This window comes from Pseudomonas sp. Bout1 (assembly GCF_034314165.1).
GTDB lineage: Bacteria > Pseudomonadota > Gammaproteobacteria > Pseudomonadales > Pseudomonadaceae > Aquipseudomonas.
Genome location: NZ_JAVIWK010000001.1, coordinates 1 through 24,338, shown reverse-complemented (window position 1 = coordinate 24,338; position 24,338 = coordinate 1). Strand labels below are relative to the sequence as shown.

General features: G+C 59.3%; 20 protein-coding genes and 2 rRNA genes. 11 read left to right on the top strand and 11 right to left on the bottom strand.

From position 1 onward, the window contains the following. Positions 1–37: 37 nt before the first annotated feature. Positions 38–856, bottom strand: coding sequence for a shikimate dehydrogenase (aroE, locus tag RGV33_RS00110; protein ID WP_322142612.1), 819 nt, complete (start codon positions 854–856; stop codon positions 38–40). After that, positions 856–1,785, bottom strand: coding sequence for an oxygen-dependent coproporphyrinogen oxidase (gene hemF / locus RGV33_RS00105; protein ID WP_322142611.1), 930 nt, complete (start codon positions 1,783–1,785; stop codon positions 856–858). The genes aroE and hemF overlap by 1 nt, the downstream gene beginning before the upstream one ends. Positions 1,786–1,944: 159 nt before the next feature. On the opposite strand from hemF, the gene RGV33_RS00100 reads away from it, so the two are divergent. Next, on the top strand, positions 1,945–2,922 hold the full coding sequence (locus tag RGV33_RS00100) for an NADPH:quinone reductase (protein ID WP_322142610.1): 978 nt from the start codon (positions 1,945–1,947) through the stop codon (positions 2,920–2,922). Positions 2,923–3,062: 140 nt separating this feature from the next. On the opposite strand, the gene RGV33_RS00095 is transcribed toward RGV33_RS00100, so the two are convergent. Next, positions 3,063–3,620 carry an L-threonylcarbamoyladenylate synthase gene (locus RGV33_RS00095; protein ID WP_322142609.1) on the bottom strand — a complete coding sequence of 186 codons (558 nt, stop codon included), beginning with the start codon at positions 3,618–3,620 and terminating at the stop codon, positions 3,063–3,065. A gap of 54 nt (positions 3,621–3,674) precedes the next feature. Beyond that, the gene (gene dprA / locus RGV33_RS00090) at positions 3,675–4,769 is read right to left on the bottom strand and encodes a DNA-processing protein DprA (RefSeq protein WP_322142608.1); all 1,095 of its coding nucleotides are present in this window, start codon (positions 4,767–4,769) and stop codon (positions 3,675–3,677) included. Positions 4,770–5,082: 313 nt separating this feature from the next. On the opposite strand from dprA, the gene def reads away from it, so the two are divergent. Genes def through RGV33_RS00065 form a run of 5 tightly spaced genes read left to right on the top strand, consistent with a single transcriptional unit; the run spans position 5,083 to position 9,639 of the window. Beyond that, complete coding sequence (gene def, locus RGV33_RS00085) at positions 5,083–5,589, top strand: peptide deformylase (protein ID WP_177084443.1); 507 nt, start codon at positions 5,083–5,085, stop codon at positions 5,587–5,589. A 57-nt stretch (positions 5,590–5,646) separates the two neighbouring features. Continuing rightward, positions 5,647–6,606 (top strand): methionyl-tRNA formyltransferase, encoded by a 960-nt coding sequence (gene fmt / locus RGV33_RS00080; protein ID WP_322142607.1) that lies wholly within the window; start codon positions 5,647–5,649, stop codon positions 6,604–6,606. Continuing rightward, positions 6,603–7,913, top strand: a complete 1,311-nt coding sequence (gene rsmB, locus RGV33_RS00075) for a 16S rRNA (cytosine(967)-C(5))-methyltransferase RsmB (protein ID WP_322142606.1) — start codon at positions 6,603–6,605, stop codon at positions 7,911–7,913. The genes fmt and rsmB overlap by 4 nt, the downstream gene beginning before the upstream one ends. A gap of 22 nt (positions 7,914–7,935) precedes the next feature. Next, entirely contained in the window at positions 7,936–9,309 is a 1,374-nt protein-coding gene (gene trkA, locus RGV33_RS00070; protein WP_003213611.1) for a Trk system potassium transporter TrkA, read from the top strand. A gap of 18 nt (positions 9,310–9,327) precedes the next feature. After that, entirely contained in the window at positions 9,328–9,639 is a 312-nt protein-coding gene (locus tag RGV33_RS00065; RefSeq protein ID WP_322142605.1) for a tetratricopeptide repeat protein, read from the top strand. A gap of 130 nt (positions 9,640–9,769) precedes the next feature. On the opposite strand, the gene RGV33_RS00060 is transcribed toward RGV33_RS00065, so the two are convergent. Next, entirely contained in the window at positions 9,770–10,657 is an 888-nt protein-coding gene (locus tag RGV33_RS00060) for a lysophospholipid acyltransferase (protein ID WP_322142604.1), read from the bottom strand. Between the two features lie 40 nt (positions 10,658–10,697). Next, the gene (locus tag RGV33_RS00055) at positions 10,698–11,255 is read right to left on the bottom strand and encodes a DNA-3-methyladenine glycosylase I (RefSeq protein ID WP_322142603.1); all 558 of its coding nucleotides are present in this window, start codon (positions 11,253–11,255) and stop codon (positions 10,698–10,700) included. Between the two features lie 81 nt (positions 11,256–11,336). Here RGV33_RS00055 and glyQ point away from each other — a divergent pair, with 81 nt between their 5' ends. The 4 genes from glyQ to RGV33_RS00035 all read left to right on the top strand — a co-directional run bounded on the left by glyQ (position 11,337) and on the right by RGV33_RS00035 (position 15,733). Further along, entirely contained in the window at positions 11,337–12,290 is a 954-nt protein-coding gene (glyQ, locus tag RGV33_RS00050; RefSeq protein ID WP_071486670.1) for a glycine--tRNA ligase subunit alpha, read from the top strand. Further along, entirely contained in the window at positions 12,287–14,341 is a 2,055-nt protein-coding gene (gene glyS / locus RGV33_RS00045) for a glycine--tRNA ligase subunit beta (RefSeq protein WP_322142602.1), read from the top strand. Before glyQ ends, glyS begins: the two co-directional genes overlap by 4 nt. 2 nt (positions 14,342–14,343) lie before the next feature. Next, positions 14,344–14,880 (top strand): D-glycero-beta-D-manno-heptose 1,7-bisphosphate 7-phosphatase, encoded by a 537-nt coding sequence (gene gmhB / locus RGV33_RS00040; RefSeq protein WP_166742131.1) that lies wholly within the window; start codon positions 14,344–14,346, stop codon positions 14,878–14,880. Positions 14,881–14,962: 82 nt separating this feature from the next. Further along, the gene (locus tag RGV33_RS00035; RefSeq protein ID WP_322142601.1) at positions 14,963–15,733 is read left to right on the top strand and encodes a lysophospholipid acyltransferase family protein; all 771 of its coding nucleotides are present in this window, start codon (positions 14,963–14,965) and stop codon (positions 15,731–15,733) included. 180 nt (positions 15,734–15,913) lie between these two features. Here RGV33_RS00035 and RGV33_RS00030 read toward each other — a convergent pair whose 3' ends face one another. The 3 genes from RGV33_RS00030 to RGV33_RS00020 all read right to left on the bottom strand — a co-directional run bounded on the left by RGV33_RS00030 (position 15,914) and on the right by RGV33_RS00020 (position 19,738). Further along, entirely contained in the window at positions 15,914–18,205 is a 2,292-nt protein-coding gene (locus RGV33_RS00030) for a CHASE2 domain-containing protein (RefSeq protein ID WP_322142600.1), read from the bottom strand. A gap of 18 nt (positions 18,206–18,223) precedes the next feature. Continuing rightward, complete coding sequence (locus tag RGV33_RS00025; protein ID WP_416152050.1) at positions 18,224–19,219, bottom strand: FecR family protein; 996 nt, start codon at positions 19,217–19,219, stop codon at positions 18,224–18,226. Positions 19,220–19,486: 267 nt separating this feature from the next. After that, the gene (locus RGV33_RS00020; RefSeq protein ID WP_322142599.1) at positions 19,487–19,738 is read right to left on the bottom strand and encodes a hypothetical protein; all 252 of its coding nucleotides are present in this window, start codon (positions 19,736–19,738) and stop codon (positions 19,487–19,489) included. Positions 19,739–19,911: 173 nt separating this feature from the next. On the opposite strand from RGV33_RS00020, the gene RGV33_RS00015 reads away from it, so the two are divergent. Next, on the top strand, positions 19,912–20,634 hold the full coding sequence (locus tag RGV33_RS00015; protein ID WP_322142598.1) for a response regulator transcription factor: 723 nt from the start codon (positions 19,912–19,914) through the stop codon (positions 20,632–20,634). Positions 20,635–20,930: 296 nt separating this feature from the next. Here the strand turns inward: RGV33_RS00015 and rrf are convergent. Together rrf and RGV33_RS00005 are read right to left on the bottom strand one after the other, a co-directional pair. Beyond that, a 5S ribosomal RNA gene (gene rrf / locus RGV33_RS00010) occupies positions 20,931–21,046 on the bottom strand. A gap of 173 nt (positions 21,047–21,219) precedes the next feature. Beyond that, positions 21,220–24,113: ribosomal RNA gene (locus RGV33_RS00005) — 23S ribosomal RNA — on the bottom strand. Positions 24,114–24,338: the final 225 nt, after the last annotated feature.

Genomic DNA, 24,338 nt, shown 5'->3' with positions numbered 1-24,338 from the left:
GGGAGCTGGCTTGTCTGCTCCCACATTTAGATTTGCATCAGGCCAGTTGCCGGCGCAGTTCAGCCAGTACCGGTGCCGAATCCGGGCGCACACCGCGCCACAGGAAGAACGCTTCCGCCGCCTGTTCCACCAGCATTCCCAGGCCATCCATCGCAACCGCTGCGCCCTGCTCACTGGCCCAACGGCAGAACGCCGTTGGCTCTTTGCCGTACATCATGTCGTAGCAAAAGGTCTTGCCCGGCTCAACGAGGCTGCCGGCAATCGGCGGTACATCGCCCGACAGGCTGGCGGACGTGGCGTTGATGATCAGGTCCACCGGCTCACGTAGCCAGTCGAAACCACTGGCAGACACCGGGCCGAGGTCGTCGAACAGCTCGGCGAGCAATTCGGCTTTTTCTACGGTGCGGTTGGCGATAATCAGCGATGCCGGTTGTTCAGCCAGCAACGGTTCCAGCGCACCGCGCACGGCGCCACCGGCACCCAGCAGCAGGATACGTTTACCTTGCAGGCTAAACCCGGCATTCACCGTCAAATCCCGTACCAGGCCAGCGCCGTCGGTGTTGTCGCCCAGCAGAGTGCCATCGCCGAGCTTGCTCAGGGTATTCACCGCGCCAGCACGTCGGGCACGTTCGGTCAGGGCGGTGGCCAAGCGGTAGGCATCCTCCTTGAACGGCACGGTGACGTTGGCGCCACGGCCTTGCTGGAAAAACTCACGGGCACAGCCGGTGAAATCCTCCAGCGGCGCGAGCAAGGTGTTGTAGTCCAGTTGCTCACCAGTTTGTTCGGCAAACAGGCGGTGAATCAGCGGCGATTTGCTGTGGCCAATGGGGTTGCCGAAGACGACGTAACGATCCATCAGACCGCCGCCTTGGGCAGCACGCCCAGCCAGTCGCGGTCTTGCAGGAAGTAGTCGGTGAGGCGTGCTTCTTCGCTGTCGGGTGCGGCCTTCCAGTCATAGCTCCAGCGCACTTGCGGTGGCAGCGACATCAGGATCGACTCGGTGCGCCCGCCCGATTGCAGGCCGAACAGGGTGCCACGGTCGTAGACCAGGTTGAACTCGACGTAGCGGCCACGGCGAAACTCCTGGAACTCGCGCTGCTGCTCGGTATAAGCCATGGCCTTGCGGCGCTGGACGATCGGCAGGTACGCGTCGATGTAGGCGTCGCCGATCGCACGCATGAAGGCGAAGCTGGTGTCGAAGTCCCACTCGTTCAAATCATCGAAGAACAAACCGCCAATGCCGCGCGGTTCGTTGCGATGCTTGATGTGGAAGTAGCTGTCGCACCAGGCCTTGTAGCGCGAGTACACGTCCGGACCAAATGGCGCGCAGGCCTGTTCGGCCACGCGGTGCCAGTGGATGCAGTCTTCTTCGTTGCCGTAGTAGGGCGTCAGGTCGAAGCCGCCACCGAACCACCACACTGCCTCTTCGCCTTCTTTTTCGGCAATGAAAAATCGCACGTTGGCGTGGGAAGTCGGCACATGCGGGTTGTGTGGGTGAATCACCAGCGACACGCCAAGGGCTTCGAAGCCGCGACCGGCCAATTCTGGGCGATGCGCGCTGGCAGACGGTGGGAGGCCGCTGCCAAACACGTGGGAAAAGTTAACGCCGCCCTTTTCAATTACCGAACCGTTTTCGATCACACGGGTGCGACCACCGCCGCCGGCAGGCCGGGTCCAGGCGTCTTCGATAAAGCGAGTGTCCGTCTCGAAGGTTTCCAGGGCGCTGCAAATGCGGTCTTGCAGGTCGAGCAGGTAGGCTTTGACAGCCTCGGTGCGGGTAGTCATGACATCACCTTGAATCGGGCAAAGCTACGCGAGGCCATTGGGCGTCGGCGGCAAATGGGCGCACAGGATACCACTGCACCCACCACTGCCGCAGTTGACGAAGATCAAGCTTAGGAGTCCGATAGGGGGCTACGCGAAATTGACTTGAGGAGAGTGCAGATGGCCAAACGTATCCAGTTCCGTGCCCATGGCGGCCCCGAAGTGCTTGAGTATGTGGACTACACCCCGGCAGAACCCGGCCCACAGCAGGTCCGCGTGCAGAACAAGGCCATTGGCCTGAACTTCATCGACACTTATTTTCGCAGCGGCCTGTATGCGCCACCGGCCTTGCCATCGGGCCTGGGCGCGGAAGGCGCCGGCGTTGTTGATGCCGTGGGCAGTGAAGTCACTCAATTCAAGGTCGGTGACCGCGTGGCATACGGCAGCGGCCCGCTGGGTGCCTACAGTGAATTGCATGTATTGCCTGCCGCCAACCTGGTGCACCTGCCGGACGACATCAGCTTCGAACAGGCCGCCGGTGCAATGCTCAAGGGCCTGACCGTGCAGTACCTGTTGCGCCAGACCTATGAGTTGAAGGGTGGCGAAACCATCCTGTTCCACGCCGCAGCCGGTGGTGTGGGTTCGCTGGCTTGCCAATGGGCCAAGGCCTTGGGCGTGAAGCTGATCGGTACCGTCAGTTCGCCGGAAAAAGCGGCGCTGGCCAAATCCCTCGGCGCCTGGGAAACCATCGACTACAGCAAGGAAAATGTCGCACAGCGCGTGCTGGAGCTGACTGACGGCAAGAAATGCCCGGTGGTGTACGACGGCGTAGGCAAGGACACCTGGCTGACCTCACTGGACAGCGTGGCGCCACGCGGGCTGGTGGTGAGCTTTGGGAATGCGTCGGGTGCCGTGGACGGCGTCAACCTGGGGATTCTGGCGGCGAAGGGCTCGCTGTATGTCACCCGGCCAACTTTGGCGACCTACGCCAACAACCCGGAAACCCTGCAGGCGATGGCCGATGATCTGTTTTCGATGATCATCAGCGGGAAATTGCAGATTGATATTAATCAGCGGTTTTCGCTGGGGGATGCGGCGAAGGCGCAAACCGAGTTGTCGGCGCGGCGCACGACTGGGTCGACCATTCTGTTGCCGTAAGGCTTTAGGTCACTGGGGCCTGCGAGGGCCTCATCGCGGGCAAGCCCGGCTCCCACAGTTGATCTTCAGTGCACACAAATAGGTGTTCAACAGAGATCCCTGTGGGAGCCGGGCTTGCCCGCGATGGTCGCGACTCGGTCTCAGGAAGGCCGCACAACCTCGCCCGTCGCCAGGTCCCGAATCAGGCTCGGGTTCTTGCGCCCCCCCAGATTCCCGCCCAACACCAGGTCCACCTGCCCACGGAAATACTGCTCCACACGAATTCGTGTGCGCGCCGCCGGGCGGCCTTGTGGATTGGCCGAGGTAGAAATCAACGGCCCAACCAGCGAACACAAATCCCGCACCTGTGGATGATCGGTCACCCGCAGCGCCACCGTGTCATGCACCCCGGTGATCCACTCGGGCAGCAGGTCCTGATGGGGCACCAGCCACGTATTGGGCCCCGGCCAGGTGCTAGCCATGCGGTCTATCCACAGGTCCGGGAAGTCTTCGAAGAGGAAATCAAACTGGCGGATATTGTCGGCAACCAGGATCAGGCCTTTATCCACAGAACGGCCCTTGATCGCCAGCAAGCGATCCACGGCTTCCTCATTCCAAGGGTCACAACCCAACCCCCAGACCGCCTCGGTTGGATAGGCAATCACCGCGCCTGCGCGAATCTCTCGTGCGGCTTCTCGCACACGCCACCTGTTGACCATTGCTCACTCTCCGGACTAAAGCTCTGCGCAGTTTACCGATCTTCGTTACAAAACCTAGCCGCGCGCAAGCCAGCGTCCGCTTTCGCAAATCACCCAGCCTTCCAGTTCCAGCTCCGTGAGGCTGGCCAGCACCTCGGACAGGGCTCTTCCGCTGGCAATCGCCAAGGCTTCGCTGGTGTGAGGCGCGGCGCGCAACAACCCCACCAGCGGATGAGTCACCGCAATCGGTGCCGGGCGGGACAGCGCCTGCCAGCCGCGCAGGTTTTCCAGAATGTGTTCAATGGTTTCCACCAGCACGGCGCCGTCGCGGATCAACTGATGGCAGCCCTTGGCCCCCGGGTGATGGATCGAGCCGGGAATCGCGTAAACCTCACGCCCTTGTTCAGCCCCAAGCTTCGCGGTAATCAGCGAACCGCTGGCCATGCTGGCCTCCACCACCAGCACGCCGAGGGACAAGCCACTGATAATACGGTTGCGCCGTGGGAAGTTACCGGCCTGTGGCGGGGTGTCCAACGGAAACTCGGAAACCACCGCGCTGCCTTGGGCAATCATCGCCTCGGCCAGGCGTCGGTGGCGCTGTGGATAAAAGTTTTCGAGCCCGGTGCCCAGCACGCCGATTGTATGTCCACCAACATCCAAAGCCGCCTGGTGAGCAGCACCGTCGATACCCAGGGCAAGGCCACTGGTGATGACAAAACCGGCACTTGCCAGGCTGCGGGAAAACGCGGCGGCGGTGTCCATTCCCGGCCTTGAGGCACGGCGGCTGCCGACCATCGCCAATTGCGGTTTATCCAGGATTGCCGGGTTGCCAGCAACGAATAATAGCGGCGGCGCGTCATCCAGTTCTGCGAGCAGTGCCGGGTAGTCGGGTTGGTCCCACATCAGCAAATGCTGGGCCGGGCGCTCCAACCAGCGCAATGCCGCACTGGCGCCATCACGTACTGCCTCGCTGCGCCGGGCATCGGCGCTGGCCGCCTTGAGGCCAAGCGAACGCCAGGCACTGGCCGGAGCGCTGATGGCTTTTGAAGCAGAACCAAATGCCTCAATAAGTTTTTGAAAGCCTTTGGGACCCAGTTCCGGCAGCCTGTGCAAGCGTAGTCGGGCTTCCAGTTCTGCCGGGGAAATTTCGCGGTCATTCGTCGGTAACATTTGATCGTCCTTGATCGGAACAAGCTGTGGATAACTCTGTTGGTAACTTATTTAGCAACCTAATTATTGCCTTCGATCAGGCACCTGAAAACGGTCTATCACCGCCAGGGAGCGTGATACGTTGCAGCACGACGGCCCGGGCCCGCAGCCGCAAGACGAGTAGCGATTTCCTCATGGGGTGAATCTCCTTTATTATGTGCATTCGCGTGATACGCCAGAGCCATCGCGGCTTCCGGACGTTTTCCAGCGGCACCTTGGGGTTCCATCCCCGGCGCCGACTTGCCTTTACCTCACATGTGCAGCAATTACGCTTATGGCTATTTTGAACATCCTCGAATTTCCGGACTCACGCCTGCGCACCATCGCCAAGCCAGTGGCCGTAGTGGACGCCAAGGTTCGTCAGTTGGTCGATGACATGTTTGAAACAATGTATGAAGCCCCGGGTATCGGCCTCGCCGCGACCCAGGTCGATGTGCATCAGCGCGTCGTGGTCATGGACCTGTCCGAGGACCGCAGCGAGCCCTTGGTGTTTATCAACCCTGAGTTCGAAACCCTGACCGACGAGATGGGCCAGTACCAGGAAGGCTGCCTGTCGGTGCCCGACTTCTACGAGAACGTCGACCGTCCCCAGCGCGTCAAGATCAAGGCCCTGGACCGTGACGGCAAGCCGTTCGAGCTGATCGCCGAAGGGTTGCTGGCGGTGTGCATCCAACACGAATGCGACCACCTCAACGGCAAGCTGTTTGTCGATTACCTGTCCACGCTTAAACGCGACCGGATCAAGAAGAAGCTGGAAAAAAAGCATCGCCAGCAAGCTTGATTCCCTTCTTTCAAAGGCTTGCTCCGGCAAGCCTTTTTCTTTTGTGAGACGTTTCCCATGACCGAGCCACTGCGCATCGTTTTTGCCGGCACCCCCGAATTCGCCGCCGAACACCTCAAGGCCCTGCTCGCCAGCCCGTATGAAATCGTGGCGGTGTACACCCAGCCCGATCGCCCGGCCGGTCGTGGGCAAAAACTGATGCCCAGCCCGGTCAAGCAGCTTGCACTTGAGAACAACATTGTCGTGCTGCAACCGCCAACCCTGCGCAACGCCGATGCCCAGGCCGAACTGGCCGCGCTGAAGCCGGACCTGCTGGTGGTGGTGGCCTACGGTTTGATCCTGCCCCAGGCCGTGCTGGATATCCCGCGCCTGGGATGTATCAACAGCCACGCCTCGCTGCTGCCACGCTGGCGCGGTGCGGCGCCGATCCAGCGTGCCGTCGAAGCCGGTGATGCCGAAAGTGGCGTAACGGTGATGCGCATGGAGGCAGGCCTGGACACCGGCCCGATGCTGCTGAAAGTCACGACCCCGATCACCGCTGAAGACACGGGCGGCAGCCTGCACGATCGGCTCGCCGAATTGGGCCCGCCGGCTGTAGTCCAGGCCATCGCCGGCCTGGCCGCCGGTACTCTGGAAGGCGAAGTGCAGGACGACAGCCTCGCCACCTACGCCCACAAATTGAACAAGGACGAAGCCCGCATCGTCTGGAGCCGCCCGGCCGTGGAGCTGGAGCGCCTGGTACGCGCCTTCAACCCGTGGCCGATCTGCCACAGCACGCTCAATGGCGAAGCCTTGAAAGTACTGGCCGCTACCCTGGCCGACGGCCAGGGCGCCCCCGGTGAGATCATCGGCGCCAGCAAGGACGGTCTTCTTGTTGCCTGCGGCGAACAGGCGCTGTGTCTGACCCGTCTGCAATTACCCGGCGGCAAGGCGCTGAACTTCAGCGATTTGTTCAACAGCCGTCGTGAGAAATTTGCCGCAGGCATCGTTCTCGGCCAAGCGGTGGACGCGCAATGAACCCACGTCTGGCCGCCGCCAAGGCTCTGGCCGCCGTCCTCAACGGCAAGGCCTCCCTCAACAGTTCGTTGCCGACCCAACTGGATAAAGTCGAAGACCGTGACCGCGGTTTCACTCAAGACCTGGCCTTCGGCACCGCCCGCTGGCAGCCACGGTTGTCGGCGCTGGCGGCCAAGCTGCTGCAAAAACCGTTCAAGGCCGCAGATGCCGATGTCGAAGCGCTGTTGCTGGTGGGCCTGTACCAACTGCTCTACACCCGCGTGCCGGCCCACGCCGCCATCGGCGAAACCGTCGGTTGCGCCGACAAGCTGAAAAAGCCTTGGGCCAAAGCCTTGCTCAACGCCGTGCTGCGCCGTGCCCAGCGTGAAAGCGAAGCCCTGCTGGCCGAGCTGGAACACGACCCGGTGGTGCGTACTGCCCACCCGCGCTGGCTGCAAAAATCCCTGAAAGCGTTCTGGCCGCAGCAGTGGGAAGCCATCTGCGCCGCCAACAACGCGCACCCGCCGATGATCCTGCGGGTCAATCGCCGTCATCACACGCGTGACGCCTACCTCACGCTACTCGGCGAAGCCGGTATCGCGGCCACAGCCTGTGTCTACAGCCAGGACGGCATTGTTCTTACAGAACCTGGCGATGTACGTAACTTGCCTGGGTTCGCCGAAGGCTGGATCAGCGTGCAGGACGAAGCCGCGCAACTGGCCGCCGACCTGCTGGACCTGGCCCCGGGCCAACGCGTACTGGACGCCTGCTGCGCCCCCGGCGGCAAGACCTGCCACATCATGGAAGTACAGGCAGACCTGGCCGGCGTCGTCGCCGTGGACCTGGAAGCCAAGCGCCTGGTGCGCGTGCGGGAAAACCTCGCGCGCCTGGGCCTCAGCGCCGAGCTGATCGCCGCCGATGGTCGCGATACCGCCAGCTGGTGGGACGGCAAGCCCTTCCAGCGCATCCTGCTGGACGCGCCGTGTTCCGCCACCGGCGTGATCCGCCGTCACCCCGATATCAAGCTGACCCGCCAACCCGACGACATCGCCGCCCTGGCCGTGTTGCAAGGCGAGTTGCTGGACGCGTTGTGGCCGACCCTGGAAGTCGGCGGCGTCCTGCTGTACGCCACGTGCTCAACACTGCCCACCGAAAACACCGAAGTCATCGAGGCCTTCCTGGCCCGCACCAGCGGGGCACGCGAACTGGACCTCGACATCCAGGCCGGGATCAAGCAGCCTCATGGCCGCCAGTTGCTGGCCCAGGAAGGCGGCCACGACGGGTTCTATTACGCCAAGCTGATCAAGATTGCCGCCGCTCGCGGCTGAATGGTTTTAAGGGAGTGACCGGATGAAAATCATCATCCTCGGCGCAGGGCAGGTTGGCGGTACGCTGGCCGAGCATTTGGCCAGTGAAGCCAACGACATCACCGTGGTCGACACCGACGCGGAGCGCCTGCGGGATCTGGGCGACCGCCTGGACATCCGTACCGTACAAGGTCGTGCGTCGTTTCCTACGGTGCTGCGCCAGGCCGGTGCCGACGATGCCGACATGCTGGTGGCGGTCACCAACAGTGACGAGACCAACATGGTCGCCTGCCAGGTCGCCCACACCCTGTTCCACACCCCGACCAAAATCGCCCGGGTGCGTGAGGCGGCCTACCTGACCCGTGCCGGGCTGTTCGACAACGACGCAATTCCGGTAGACGTGCTGATCAGCCCGGAACAGGTGGTGACCCACTACATCAAGCGCCTGATCGAACACCCGGGCGCCTTGCAGGTGATCGACTTTGCCGAAGGCAAGGCGCAACTGGTGGCGGTCAAGGCCTACTACGGCGGGCCGTTGGTGGGCCAGCAACTGCGCCAGCTGCGCGAGCACATGCCCAACGTCGAGACGCGAGTGGCGGCGATCTTCCGCCGCGACCGGCCGATTTTGCCCCAGGGCGATACGGTGATCGAGGCAGACGACGAAGTGTTTTTCATCGCGGCCAAGGCGAATATTCGCGCGGTGATGAGCGAAATGCGCCGTCTGGATGAAACCTACAAACGCATCGTTATCGCCGGCGGCGGGCAGATTGGTGAGCGGTTGGCCGAGGCCATCGAAAGCCGCTATCAGGTGAAGATCATCGAGATGAATCCGGCACGCTGCCGGTACTTGTCCGACACCCTCGACAGCACTGTGGTGCTGCAAGGCAGCGCCTCGGACCGCGACCTGCTGCTGGAAGAGAACATCGCCGACGCCGACATTTTCCTGGCCCTGACCAACGACGACGAAGCCAACATCATGTCCTCGTTGCTGGCCAAGCGGCTGGGGGCGAAGAAGGTGATGACCATCATCAACAACCCGGCCTATGTCGACCTGATCCAGGGCGGCGATATCGACATAGCCATCAGCCCGCAACTGGCGACCATCGGCACCTTGCTGGCCCACGTGCGGCGCGGCGATATCGTGAGCGTGCACTCATTGCGCCGGGGCGCGGCGGAGGCCATCGAGGCGATTGCCCATGGTGACTCGAAGTCGAGCAAGGTGATTGGCAAGGCGATCCGCGACATTGGCCTGCCGCCCGGTACCACCATTGGCGCAATCATCCGTGATGAAGAGGTGATCATCGCCCACGATGACACAGTGATCGCCACCGGCGACCATGTGATTTTGTTCCTTGTGGATAAAAAACATATCCGCGATGTGGAGAAGCTGTTCCACGTGGGCCTGAGCTTTTTCTGATCAAACGGAGTGACCGACATGCTCGAATCCCTGGAAAAAATGCTCGCCAAGGGCGTGGATAACTCGCTGCTGCGGTTTGGCTTGGGCAAGGGTTATCTGGACCTGAAGGACAACGCCAAGGCGGCCGAGCATTTGCGGAAGTGCGTCGAGTTTGATCCGAAGTATTCGGCGGCGTGGAAGCTGTTGGGCAAGGCGCAGCTGGGGCTGGGGGATAACGCCGCAGCGCGACAGGCGTGGGAGAAGGGTATTGAAGCGGCCCAGGCCCATGGCGACAAACAGGCCGAAAAAGAAATGACGGTGTTCCTGAAGAAACTCGATCGCCAGGCCTGAAAGAGACTCCTGTGGGAGCTGGCTTGCCTGCGATGCAGGCGACTCGGTCTTTCAGTTACACCGAGGCGATGCCATCGCAGGCAAGCCAGCTCCCACACTAGATCTGCATGGGTCTACAGATCCACGTACATCAGTACCACCGCGCCTCACCCGGCGGGCGTTTCTTGAAACGCTTCATGCTCCACATGTACTGGCTTGGGTAGGCCGCCACATACCGCTCCACGACCTTGCTCATCGCCGCACACGACGTGGCGGTGTCGGTGCTGTACATGTCTTCCGGCGCCGCTTCCAGGATCACTTTATAGCCCGAGCCATCCGGCAGGCGCAGGGCATGCAGGAACACCCCGACCGCTTTGTGCCCCGCCAACATGTTCGGTACGAACTTGCTGGTCAGCGCCTGGGTGGCGAAGAATGGCACAAAGATCCCGGCCGACTCTGCCGGCTCCGGGTCGGCGGGAATGCCCACCTGGCCGCCTTTACGCACTTCCTTGATCACACTGAGGATGCCTTCCTTGGTGGACGCCGCCACGCGGTTGCCCAGTTGCACCCGCTGTTTGCGCAGCAGGTCGTCTACCGCCTTGAGCTTGGGCGGACGGTAGAAAATGATCGGCTTGCACTGGCTGCAATAGAAGTGATTCAACACTTCCCAGTTGCCCAGGTGGCTGGTGATGCCCACCACGCCTTTGCCCGACGCCAACGCGTCGTGCAGCACTTGCAGGCCTTCGACTTCACGCACCAGGTCGATGGAACGCTGGGCCGGCCAGATCCAGGCGCAGGCGCTTTCGGTCAGGGACTTGCCGATGTCCTTGAGGCTTTGGCCCACCAGGCGCTCGCGCTCGGCCGGGTCCATGTCGGGGAAGCATTTGGACAGGTTGATCCGCACCGTGTCGCGGGAGCGGTTGGGGGTTTTCCACATGAGCCAGCCAATCGCCGAACCGACCGCTTGCACCGCGCGCCAAGGCAGCAGGGCAAACAACCGAAGAGCGCCTACCAGCAAGGCGCCTTTAAACTTTTCCACAGGTCACTCCTGATCGTGTGTGGTGCGCAAAGCCGCCATTCTACCCGGCGTTGGCCAGGTCCGCGTAACGGTCGCAATCCTGGGTGTGGTCCATGACCATGCCCGAGGCCTGCATGAACGCGTAACAAATGGTCGGCCCGACGAACGTGAAGCCGGCTTTTTTCAAGGCGCGGCTCATCGCTTCAGCCTCGGGCGTAATCGCCGGGACCTGGCTGCGATCCGTGAAATGATTGACCTTGGGCACGCCACCGACAAACGACCAGAGCAACCCCACCGGATCCTCCAGCGCCAGCCAGGCGGCGGCATTGCGCCGGGTGGCATTGAGTTTCAGGCGGTTACGCACGATGCCCGGATCGAGCATCAGCGCCTCAATCTCGGCATCGCTCAGTTGTGCCAAACGCTGCGCATCAAAGCCGAACAAGACCTTTCGATAATGCTCGCGCTTGCGTAAAACGGTGATCCAGGACAGGCCCGCCTGGAACCCTTCGAGCAAAAGCAACTCGAACAAGCCCTGCGCATCGCGCAGCGGCGTTCCCCACTCCTGATCGTGATAAGCCATGTACAGCGGATCTTCAGAACACCAAAAGCAGCGTGGCATAAGGCTCCAGGGGATGGTGGCGCGGCCGAATCGGGTATACTCCCGCTCTTTAAATCGCAGCCCAAGTAACAGGTGAATTTCGTGAGCCAGCCTACGCCAGCCGTGCGTACCTTCCAAGACTTGATCCTCGCCCTCCAGCAATACTGGGCAGAGCAAGGTTGTGTGGTACTTCAGCCCTACGATATGGAAGTAGGCGCCGGCACTTTCCACACCGCTACCTTCCTGCGGGCCATCGGCCCGGAAACCTGGAACGCCGCTTATGTGCAGCCCAGTCGTCGCCCGACTGACGGCCGCTACGGCGAAAACCCGAACCGCCTGCAGCACTACTACCAGTTCCAGGTGGTATTGAAGCCAAACCCGGATAACTTCCAGGAGCTGTACCTGGGCTCGCTGAAACATGTCGGCCTGGACCCGCTGGTCCACGACATCCGTTTCGTCGAAGACAACTGGGAATCACCAACCCTCGGCGCCTGGGGTCTGGGCTGGGAAGTCTGGCTCAACGGCATGGAAGTGACGCAGTTCACTTACTTCCAGCAAGCCGGCGGCATCGAGTGCTACCCGGTGACCGGCGAGATCACCTACGGTCTCGAGCGCCTGGCCATGTACCTGCAAGGCGTAGATTCGGTCTACGACCTGGTATGGGCTGACGGCCCGTTCGGCAAGGTCACCTATGGCGATGTGTTCCACCAGAACGAAGTGGAGCAGTCGACCTACAACTTCGAACACGCCAACGTCGAGAAGCTGTTCGAACTGTTCGACTTCTATGAAAGCGAAGCCAAGCGCCTGATCGAACTGGATCAGCCGCTGCCGTTGCCGAGCTATGAAATGGTCCTGAAGGCATCCCACACCTTCAACCTGCTGGACGCCCGCCGTGCCATCTCGGTAACCGCGCGCCAGCAATACATCCTGCGTGTACGCACCCTGGCGCGTTCCGTCGCCCAAGCCTACCTGCTGGCTCGCGCCAAGCTGGGCTTCCCGATGGCGCACCCGGACCTGCGTGATGAAGTGTTGGCTAAGCTGGAGGCTGCACAATGAGTGCTCAAGATTTCCTGGTTGAACTGGGCACCGAAGAGCTGCCACCCAAGGCACTGAACACCCTGGCCGACGCGTTCCTGGCCGGCATCGAAAAGGGCCTGCAAACTGCTGGCCTGAAGTTCGCTGCAAAGAAGGTCTACGCTGCGCCGCGTCGCCTGGCTGTGTTGCTCACTGCGCTGGAAACCCAACAGCCGGACCGCAGCATCAACCTCGACGGCCCGCCACGCCAGGCGGCCTTCGATGCTGAAGGCAACCCGACTCAAGCCGCCCTTGGTTTTGCCAAGAAGTGTGGCGTTGAGCTGAGCGAAATTGACCAGAGCGGGCCGAAACTGCGTTTCAGCCAGGTGATCAAGGGCAAGCCAACCGCCAGCCTGTTGCCGACCATTGTCGAAGACTCCTTGAACGACCTGCCTATCCCCAAGCGCATGCGCTGGGGTGCCCGCAAGGAAGAGTTCGTGCGCCCAACCCAGTGGCTGGTAATGCTGCTGGGCGACGCAGTGGTCGACTGCACTATCCTCGCCCAGAAGGCCGGCCGTGACTCCCGGGGTCACCGCTTCCACCATCCTGAAGCCGTTCGCATCACCTCGCCGGCCAACTACGCCACCGACCTGCGTGCCGCCTACGTGCTGGCCGATGCCAATGAGCGTCGCGAGCTGATCAGCAAGCGCACCGAAGAGCTGGCCCGCCTGCAGGAAGGCACCGCCATCGTGCCGCCAAGCCTGCTGGACGAAGTGACTGCCCTGGTTGAATGGCCTGTGCCGCTGGTGTGCTCGTTCGAAGAACGCTTCCTCGACGTACCGCAAGAAGCGCTGATCACCACCATGCAGGACAACCAGAAGTATTTCTGCCTGCTGGACGTGGACGGCAAGTTGCTGCCGCGCTTCATCACCGTGGCCAACATCGAAAGCAAGGACCCGCAGCAGATCATCGCCGGTAACGAAAAAGTCGTTCGCCCGCGCCTGACCGACGCCGAGTTCTTCTTCAAGCAAGACAAGAAGCAGAAGTTGGAAGACTTCAACCTGCGCCTGCAAAACGTGGTGTTCCAGGAAAAACTCGGCAGCGTCTACGACAAGGCGGTGCGGGTTTCCAAGCTGGCGGCCTACATCGCGCCGCGTATTGGTGGCGATGCTGCCTGGGCAGCGCGTGCAGGCCTGCTCTCCAAGTGTGACCTGGCCACCGAGATGGTCGGCGAGTTCCCGGAGATGCAAGGTGTTGCCGGCTACTACTACGCCCTCAATGATGGCGAGCCGCAAGACGTTGCCCTGGCGCTGAACGAACAATACATGCCGCGCGGCGCTGGCGCTGAACTGCCAACCACCCTCACCGGTGCAGCAGTGGCCATCGCGGACAAGCTGGATACCCTCGTCGGTATCTTCGGTATCGGCATGTTGCCTACCGGCAGCAAAGACCCGTATGCCCTGCGCCGTGCGGCCTTGGGCGTGCTGCGCATCCTGATCGACAAGAAGCTCGACCTCGACCTGACCCAGGCCGTGGTGTTCGCGGTCGGCCAGTTCGGTGCCAAGGTCAAGCAAGCGGGCCTGGCTGAACAAGTGCTGGAGTTTGTGTTCGACCGCCTGCGTGCGCGTTACGAAGACGAAGGCGTGGACGTTTCGGTATACCTCTCGGTGCGCGCCCTGCAACCGGGTTCGGCGCTGGACTTCGACCAACGCGTGCAGGCTGTGCAGGCCTTCCGCAAGTTGCCGGAAGCCGGTGCGCTGGCCGCGGTGAACAAGCGTGTGTCGAACCTGTTGAGCAAGGCCGACAACCTCGGCAATGCCGAAGTCGACCCAGGCCTGTTTGCCGATGCCAAGGAGTTCTCGCTGAACTCGGCCATCGCCAAGGCAGAAAACGCGGTGAAACCACTGATCGCCGAGCGCAACTACGCCGAAGCACTGGCGCGCCTGGCCACCTTGCGTGAGCCGGTGGATGCGTTCTTCGAAGCGGTGATGATCAATGCCGAAGACGCGGGCGTGCGCAAAAACCGCTACGCCATGTTGGCGCGCCTGCGTGGCTTGTTCGTCAATATCGCTGACATTTCGACCCTGAGCTGACCATGTTGAAACTGCTGATTCTCGATCGGGACGGAGTGATCAATTACGACTCCGACGCTTACATCAAATCGGTGGCGGAATGGATTCCACTGCCCGGCTCGATCGAGGCCATTGCGCAGTTGAGCAAAGCGGGCTGGACGGTGGCCATCGCCACCAACCAGTCCGGCATCGCCCGCGGCTACTACGACATTGCCACACTCGACGCCATGCACGCGCGCCTGCGCACGCTGGTGGCCGAGCAGGGCGGTGAGGTAGGGCTGGTGGTGTATTGCCCGCACGGCCCGGATGAAGGCTGCGATTGCCGCAAGCCCAAACCGGGTATGCTTAAAACTATTGCTGAACATTACAACGTGCCGTTGGCGGGTCTATGGTTTGTCGGGGACAGCCTTGGTGACCTGGAAGCTGCCAAAGCCGTCGACTCTCAGCCAGTTTTGGTAAAGACCGGGAAAGGCGAAAAGACCCAGGCTAAAACCCTGCCGGTAGGTACCTTGATTTTTGACGATCTGGCGGCGGTTGCCGCAGAACTTATCAACAACTAGCAGCCCTCGACTTCCTGACCAAGGACTGTTCGGGAGCGCGCTTTTAACAGGCGGGCGTTGTCCCGCAACGGTAAATGCCGCCATGTCGATTTTGCAGGCCATCAGAACCTTCTTCTTTTACCTGCTGCTGGGCACCAGTTCTTTTCTCTGGTGCACCCTGAGCTTTTTTATCGCGCCTTTTCTGCCGTTCAAGGCGCGCTATCGTTTCATCAACGTCTTTTGGTGCAACTGCGCGTTGTGGTTGACCAAGGTGTTCCTGAACATTCGTTTCGAGATCAAGGGCGCCGAAAACGTCCCGGACCAGCCGTGCGTGATTCTGTCGAACCACCAGAGCACCTGGGAAACCTTTTTCCTGTCTGCTTACTTTTCGCCCCTGAGCCAGGTGCTCAAGCGTGAACTGTTGTACGTGCCGTTCTTCGGCTGGGCCATGGCCATGCTGCGACCAATCGCCATCGACCGCGACAACCCCAAGGCGGCGCTCAAGCATGTGGCGAAGAAGGGCGACGAGCTGCTCAAGGATGGCGTTTGGGTGCTGATCTTCCCGGAGGGTACGCGGGTGCCCTACGGCACCGTGGGCAAGTTCTCACGCGGCGGCACGGCATTGGCGGTGAACGCCGGCCTGCCGGTGCTGCCGATTGCCCACAACGCCGGCAAGTTCTGGCCAAAGACCGGCTGGGCCAAGCGTGAAGGCACTATCACCGTGATCATTGGTGAACCGATGTACGCCGAGGGGGAAGGCCCACGCGCCATTGCAGCGCTGAACGACCGTGCCCATGCGTGGAATGAAGCGCAACAAAGGGCCATGGGCTCACTGCCGCCAACGCCGGTTGTGGTCGACACGCCGGTGATTTGATTTTCTGTGGATAACCTGTGTACGGTTTGTTGGCGAATCGGTGTTTTTAGCTCATAGCCTGCTGATTTAATTACATATTTCCCAAGCTCATAAAACAACGGAAAAGGTGCATAAGTTTTTTCCGCATTAAAAAACCGGTCCTTGAGACCGGTTTTTTATACACAGGCAAAAAGCAGCAGCTCACTCTCTCCACAACGGCAGCTGAAGGATGAAGGTCGTGCCTTTATCCACCACACTTTCGCAGCCGATCCGCCCGCCGTGGCGATCCACCACCGCCTTGACCATGGTCAGCCCCAATCCTAATCCTTCACTGCCCTGAGCCGAGGCGAAGCGTCGATATTGGCCGAAGAGTTCGGGCAGGTCCTGCGGGGCAATTCCTGTCCCCTGGTCGCTGATGCGGCATTCCAAACGTTCTTCGCTGCGGGTCAGACTTAATGTCACGGTAGTACCTGATGGGCTGTATTTGACCGCGTTCTCCAGCAGATTGAACAGGGCGCGGGTCAACAGCGACTGGTCCGCCCAGACTATCTCGTCGCCGTCCTCATCCAGGTCATGAACCAGATGGATGCGTTTCAACTGAGCGTGCACTGCCACCTGGTCAAAAGCATCAAGCACCAGCATGGCGAACACGCTGGGCTGGAATTGGTAGCCATCAGATTCAGCTTTCGCCAGTTGCACGAATGATTCGGTCAGGTTCAGCGCACGACGGACTTGCTGTTCGATTTGGGCAAAGATCGGCGCAGCCGTGTCCTGGACATCCAACAGGGCCAGGATCGCCGAATGCGGTGCGCGCAGGTCATGGGAAAGAAAGCGTAGCAAGGTTTCCCGCTGCTGCTGGGCATCACGCTCGATGCTCAGGTCTGTGAGGCTCAACAGCCAGCCCAGGGCTACATCATCGTCTGCAGGCAACAGGGGGGCCAGGTCGAGGCGCAGGCTGCGGTTAAGCGCATCGCGAAACTCGACAACCTCCAAGGCAGACAGGGCCGGGCGAGCGCCGTGTTGCAACGGTGGGTAACCTAGCGCCGCGAGCTGTTCCAGCACGTTTTCCGCCACCAGGTCGTTGCCGAACACGTTACGAGCAATCCGATTAGCCAACAGGACGTTGCCCTTGGGGTCGGTAATCAAGGTCGCTACCGGCAAACACTCCAGGCCATCGGCCATGAACCGTCGGGTGTCGCGGGTACGGCTCACTGCTTGCTCCAGGGCGAAGATGCGTCCCTGTAATACATCACCTTGGCTGGCGGGTGCTCGGCGGCGCTCCGGCAGCACTTTGGGCTCGTTGTCCAAGCGGGCCAGTTCCCAGCCGAAGTAGGCCAGGATGACGCTCAGGCGCCGCCAGTTCCAGATCAGGTAACTGAGCAACATGCCAATCAGGCACGCCGCCGGTGACCACCAATGCCCCAGGCGCAACAGGGCCCAAGCGCCAAGAAGCGCTGCGCCCATGCAACCGAGGGTCAGCCATAGCGCATAACGCGGACGAAACAGCAGCAAGCCCAATAGCAACGCCACCAGCGCGGTGGCCAGCAGCGTCGCCATCCACACGGGCAGGTCGACAATGCTGCGCCCTTGCAGCAAGCCATTGAGGATATTCGCCTGGATCTCCACGCCCGGCGTGGTACCGACGCTGGCCGACAGGGGGGTGACGTACCGGTCGCCCATGCCCGGCGCGGTGGCACCGACCAGGATCAAGCGGCCGCGCAGCAGCTCGGGCGGTACCTCGCCGCGTAATACGCTGGTATAGGGCACGCTGGGAAAGCCGGCACCGCTTGCAATGAAAGGAATTCGAATGGCGTTTTCCCGCTGCCAGCTCGCGCTGTCCGACGGGCCAGGCGCGCCCGGCATGACGGATTGCTGGCCACTGAGTTCAAAGGCCAACCAGGCCAGTTGTGGCGTCAAGTGCCCTGGCGGACCCTCACGCAAATACAGACTTCGAACGATACCGTCACTGTCTGCTTCAACGTTGATATGGCCGACGCTCCTGGCGCAATCACGCAGGGGCAGCACGGGCAGGATTTGCGCCACCTGTTGGCCGGATCGTGGTGAACCTTCACGGATCAGCGGCAACAGAACAGTGCCAGCGTTGCACATCGCCTCTGCCAGACGCAGGTCATTGGCCGGTTCACGGGCGGGCTCACTGAAGATCACATCAAACAAAATGCCCGCAGGCTTGGCGGCGCTCAGTCGGTCAAGCAAGTCGGCATGTACACGCCGCGACCAGGGCCACTGGCCAAGCTCTTTCAGGCTTCGGTCGTCAATGGCCACCAGCAGGATGCGTGGATCAACCGGTAACGGCGCCAGGCGGCGCAGGCTGTCATACAGCAGATTATTGAGGGCCAGGCCCGGGCTCAGGGACAGGAACACCGTGATGGGTAACAGCAGCAGGCTGACCCAAAGCCATTCACGCACCAAGCCATTGAACAGCCGTTGAGCTTGTGTCGGCTGGCGCTTTTCAGCCCTGCTCCACAGGCTCACCGGCGCGCCTGCGCAGCGCTATTGCACCCGAGTCGCAGGCGGGTAATAAAAGATGTCATAGACGCCGGTTTCTCCCTCCAGGCCGTGTTCATCATAGGCCGACAAACGCACGTGATAGAACGATGCTTTCAGTCCAGTGAAGTGCATTTGTGGCTTGTCGGAGAAGTTCTCCTGCTTGATGTTCAAAAACGCCTTGTCGGTCGCAACCTGGGCCCTGTAACGCTGGGCACCGGCCAATGGCCGCAGGAACAGAGTCCACACCGGCGCGTCACCTTTTTGGCCATCCTGGCCGACCAGGCGTGGGGCATCAAGCAGTTCCACCGGTTTGAGTTCACCTTGTTTCTTGAATGCCAAGCCCTGCCGCGCGCCGACCTTTACTTCACCCGCAACCGGCCCCGTAATGGGCTTGTTCCTGGCCCGTCGCTGGGCCGGCGGCGTATCATCACGATTCACCGCTACTTGCCCATTGAGCACTTCTACCAGCGATTGTTCGCCATCGTTACGCACACGGAAATGCGTGCCGCGTACCCCCAGCACGCCAACCGGGGTCATGATTTGGAAACGGTCATAGTCACTGGCCCGCTTGATCACGTAAGCCTCGACCTGGCCTTCCTCTAGAATGACCTGGGGGATAGATTGCTCCTCGACCAGGTGCAGTCGAACCTGGGAACTGGACGGCAAGACGATTCGCGAGCCGTCGCCCAGCAGCAAGCTGACAAAGGCGGCTGGCGAAGTTTTCACACCCTCCTGCTCGTCAATGACCATGCCTTCTTCCAAGGCCGTGGACCGACCCTTTGCATCCAGTTTCCAGGCTTCGCCTGTCATGTGCTGGACCACCGCCGGCAGGGGCTGCGCACGGCACATTTGGTTGCCGTCGATGTAGGGTGCGCGGGGAGGGGTGGGCCGTGCAAAGGCCGGCAGGCTCATGACGCCAAGTGTAACGATCAGGCCAGAGCCCAGCAGGGTAGAAAAGGCAAAGCGGAATCGGCAGGGGAAAAAGGTCATGGCGCTCATCAAGATTCTAGTTCTAATGGGGCATCAGAAAGCACTTTCAGAAAGCGTCTTGCAGCGGGAAGACCTGGAGTACCGCCTACGATACTCGATGAGGTATCGCCGTCGATAGCCAAAATATGTGGGGACGGTTCCATTGCAGAAGATGACACGTCCCTGTGTCGGAGCACTTCCCTCGCTCCAATCCGTGTGTCATCCAGCGACAGCGAATTTACCTACAACATAGGTACATCGGATCGATTCGCAACATTTGTTCAGATTTGGCGCTACTTAAAATATCCAGCGTTGAGTCTGCTGCTGTTCGCTGAGGTGCTGAAACGGTGAGCTGGCGAACCCCACGTTATCGCTGGGCTCATTCAACGTTTGACGCTCATCGAACGCTGTAGGTGCCGCCGGCTTATTGGCCCCTACGGTTTCTGCACCCAGGGTTGCAGCCATCACCACCAATACCAGTGTTCCCCATACATTAACCTTCTCCAGAACGGCCACGCGTCTCGAAACAGCATAAAACCTGATTGCCATTGATCCTTTTCCTGAAGGTCTCGAGCCGGTATCTTCCCAGCTTGGGTATTGACGATTTCCAATGGCTTACGGCCATTTGATATCAGCGTACCGAGAGATTCAGAGGGCCTGCGAATCTGGCCATAATTGTTCAGATTCAACGCCCGCATTCTTCAATAAGAAAGGACCCTGCCATGCGTGTCGCAATACTGGATGACGAACCTGCTGAACTGCGGCGGGTGGAACAGACACTGCGACAAATCCCCAGCGCTGCGGATCAGCCATGGACCCTGCATTGTTTCGAGCGTGGAGAAGACTTGCTGCGCCAACTGCGCCGGGAAACCTTTGACCTGCTGATCCTCGACTGGCAACTGCCCGACCTGAGCGGCCTGGCCTTGCTGCGCTGGACTCGTGAGCACATGGAAGCCCCCCCAGCCGCCATCATGCTCACCAGCCGTGATGCCGAGAGCGATATCGTCCAGGCGTTGAACAGTGGCGCTGATGATTACGTGAGCAAACCATTTCGCCCCAACGAACTTAAGGCCCGGGTGAATGCTGTATTGCGGCGCCACGGCTTGCAGAAGTCCGCAGCCAGCGAAGTGCTGACCTTCAACGACCTGACGTTTGACGATGCTGAACTCACGGTGAGCAGGGCAGGGAAGCCCATCAGCCTGACTGAACGCGAATACCGCCTGGCTCGGTGCCTGTTCGAAAACCTCGCGCGGCCGCTGTCTCGGGAATATCTGTATGAGCGGTTCTGGTCCCATGAAGAGATGGTGTCTTCAAGGCCGCTGGATACGCATATCTACCGACTGCGTAATAAGCTGGGGCTGACCGCGGACCGCGGCTGGCAGTTGCTGACTATCTACGGGTATGGTTATCGGCTGGAGAGCGTGACAGCGGCCTCTGAAGATTGAGATGTTCCACGTGGAGCATTTACAAAAGACTCCATGTTCCACTCAATAAAAAAGGCCAACGTTTAGCGTTGGCCTTTTTCGTTTTGCGCTGCAACCTGATGTAGGGGCCGACCACTATCATTGGTAGCGGGGGAGGGCCGTATAGACCTTAGAAGCCCGGCCTATTTTCCTAACTCCGGTAGAACATCCCACCCCACCCTGACTAGCTATTTGATCAATACTTTGGCAATCAGGATTTTTTTTGAGGACAAACAAAACCCCTACCTGTATGCGCAGGTAGGGGTTTCGGAATTTAATCTTGACGATGACCTACTCTCACATGGGGAAACCCCACACTACCATCGGCGATGCATCGTTTCACTGCTGAGTTCGGGATGGGATCAGGTGGTTCCAATGCTCTATGGTCGTCAAGAAATTCGGGTACTGAGTCGTGGCCAGCTGGCCTCGCTTCAGCAAATTGGGTATGTGATAGCTTTCGGTGTTTTGCAAGATCTCGAACTTTCGGTTCGTTTCGTCTTCACACACCGCAATCTGATGCTTCTGCTTGTTTCCAAGTCAGGAGTAGTCAAATTGCTTGGGTGTTATATGGTCAAGCCTCACGGGCAATTAGTATTGGTTAGCTCAACGCCTCACAGCGCTTACACACCCAACCTATCAACGTCGTAGTCTTCGACGGCCCTTCAGGGAACTCAAGGTTCCAGTGAGATCTCATCTTGAGGCTAGTTTCCCGCTTAGATGCTTTCAGCGGTTATCTATTCCGAACATAGCTACCCGGCAATGCCACTGGCGTGACAACCGGAACACCAGAGGTTCGTCCACTCCGGTCCTCTCGTACTAGGAGCAGCCCCTCTCAAATCTCAAACGTCCACGGCAGATAGGGACCGAACTGTCTCACGACGTTCTAAACCCAGCTCGCGTACCACTTTAAATGGCGAACAGCCATACCCTTGGGACCGGCTTCAGCCCCAGGATGTGATGAGCCGACATCGAGGTGCCAAACACCGCCGTCGATATGAACTCTTGGGCGGTATCAGCCTGTTATCCCCGGAGTACCTTTTATCCGTTGAGCGATGGCCCTTCCATACAGAACCACCGGATCACTAAGACCTACTTTCGTACCTGCTCGACGTGTCTGTCTCGCAGTCAAGCGCGCTTTTGCCTTTATACTCTACGACCGATTTCCGACCGGTCTGAGCGCACCTTCGTACTCCTCCGTTACTCTTTAGGAGGAGACCGCCCCAGTCAAACTACCCACCATACACTGTCCTCGATCCGGATAACGGACCTGAGTTAGAACCTCAAAGTTGCCAGGGTGGTATTTCAAGGTTGGCTCCACGCGAACTGGCGTCCACGCTTCAAAGCCTCCCACCTATCCTACACAAGCAAATTCAAAGTCCAGTGCAAAGCTATAGTAAAGGTTCACGGGGTCTTTCCGTCTAGCCGCGGATACACTGCATCTTCACAGCGATTTCAATTTCACTGAGTCTCGGGTGGAGACAGCGCCGCCATCGTTACGCCATTCGTGCAGGTCGGAACTTACCCGACAAGGAATTTCGCTACCTTAGGACCGTTATAGTTACGGCCGCCGTTTACCGGGGCTTCGATCAAGAGCTTCGCGTTAGCTAACCCCATCAATTAACCTTCCGGCACCGGGCAGGCGTCACACCCTATACGTCCACTTTCGTGTTTGCAGAGTGCTGTGTTTTTAATAAACAGTCGCAGCGGCCTGGTATCTTCGACCGGCATGAGCTTACGGAGCAAGTCCTTCACCCTCACCGGCGCACCTTCTCCCGAAGTTACGGTGCCATTTTGCCTAGTTCCTTCACCCGAGTTCTCTCAAGCGCCTTGGTATTCTCTACCCAACCACCTGTGTCGGTTTGGGGTACGGTTCCTGGTTACCTGAAGCTTAGAAGCTTTTCTTGGAAGCATGGCATCAACCACTTCGTTAACTAAAAGTTAACTCGTCATCAGCTCTCGGCCTTAGAATCCCGGATTTACCTAAGATTCCAGCCTACCACCTTAAACTTGGACAACCAACGCCAAGCTGGCCTAGCCTTCTCCGTCCCTCCATCGCAATAACCAGAAGTACAGGAATATTAACCTGTTTTCCATCGACTACGCTTTTCAGCCTCGCCTTAGGGACCGACTAACCCTGCGTCGATTAACGTTGCGCAGGAAACCTTGGTCTTTCGGCGTGGGTGTTTTTCACACCCATTATCGTTACTCATGTCAGCATTCGCACTTCTGATACCTCCAGCAAGCTTCTCAACTCACCTTCACAGGCTTACAGAACGCTCCTCTACCGCATCATCCGAAGATGATACCCGTAGCTTCGGTGTATGGTTTGAGCCCCGTTACATCTTCCGCGCAGGCCGACTCGACTAGTGAGCTATTACGCTTTCTTTAAAGGGTGGCTGCTTCTAAGCCAACCTCCTAGCTGTCTAAGCCTTCCCACATCGTTTCCCACTTAACCATAACTTTGGGACCTTAGCTGACGGTCTGGGTTGTTTCCCTTTTCACGACGGACGTTAGCACCCGCCGTGTGTCTCCCATGCTCGGCACTTGTAGGTATTCGGAGTTTGCATCGGTTTGGTAAGTCGGGATGACCCCCTAGCCGAAACAGTGCTCTACCCCCTACAGTGATACATGAGGCGCTACCTAAATAGCTTTCGAGGAGAACCAGCTATCTCCGAGCTTGATTAGCCTTTCACTCCGATCCACAGGTCATCCGCTAACTTTTCAACGGTAGTCGGTTCGGTCCTCCAGTTAGTGTTACCCAACCTTCAACCTGCCCATGGATAGATCGCCCGGTTTCGGGTCTATTCCCAGCGACTAGACGCCCTATTAAGACTCGCTTTCGCTACGCCTCCCCTATTCGGTTAAGCTCGCCACTGAAAATAAGTCGCTGACCCATTATACAAAAGGTACGCAGTCACCCAACAAAGTGGGCTCCCACTGCTTGTACGCATACGGTTTCAGGATCTATTTCACTCCCCTCTCCGGGGTTCTTTTCGCCTTTCCCTCACGGTACTAGTTCACTATCGGTCAGTCAGTAGTATTTAGCCTTGGAGGATGGTCCCCCCATATTCAGACAAAGTTTCTCGTGCTCCGTCCTACTCGATTTCATGACTAAGAGATTTTCGCGTACAGGGCTATCACCCACTATGGCCGCACTTTCCAGAGCGTTCCGCTAATCTCAAAGCCACTTAAGGGCTAGTCCCCGTTCGCTCGCCACTACTAAGGGAATCTCGGTTGATTTCTTTTCCTCAGGGTACTTAGATGTTTCAGTTCCCCTGGTTCGCTCCATACACCTATGTATTCAGTGTAAGGTAACCATCTTATGATGGCTGGGTTCCCCCATTCAGACATCTCCGGATCAAAGTCTGTTTGCCGACTCCCCGAAGCTTTTCGCAGGCTACCACGTCTTTCATCGCCTCTGACTGCCAAGGCATCCACCGTATGCGCTTCTTCACTTGACCATATAACCCCAAGCAATCTGGTTATACTGTGAAGACGACATTCGCCGAAAATTCGATAATACTCAATTAAGAGCAACTTACAAATTTTACCTTAGCCTGATCCGTTACCAGTGAAAGTAACGTCCAGTCTATCTTTCTATCACATACCCAAATTTTTAAAGAACGGTTCTGAAAAAGATCAGAGCTAATTATTCGATTCGAATAATTAGCTCTGCACTTTTACAA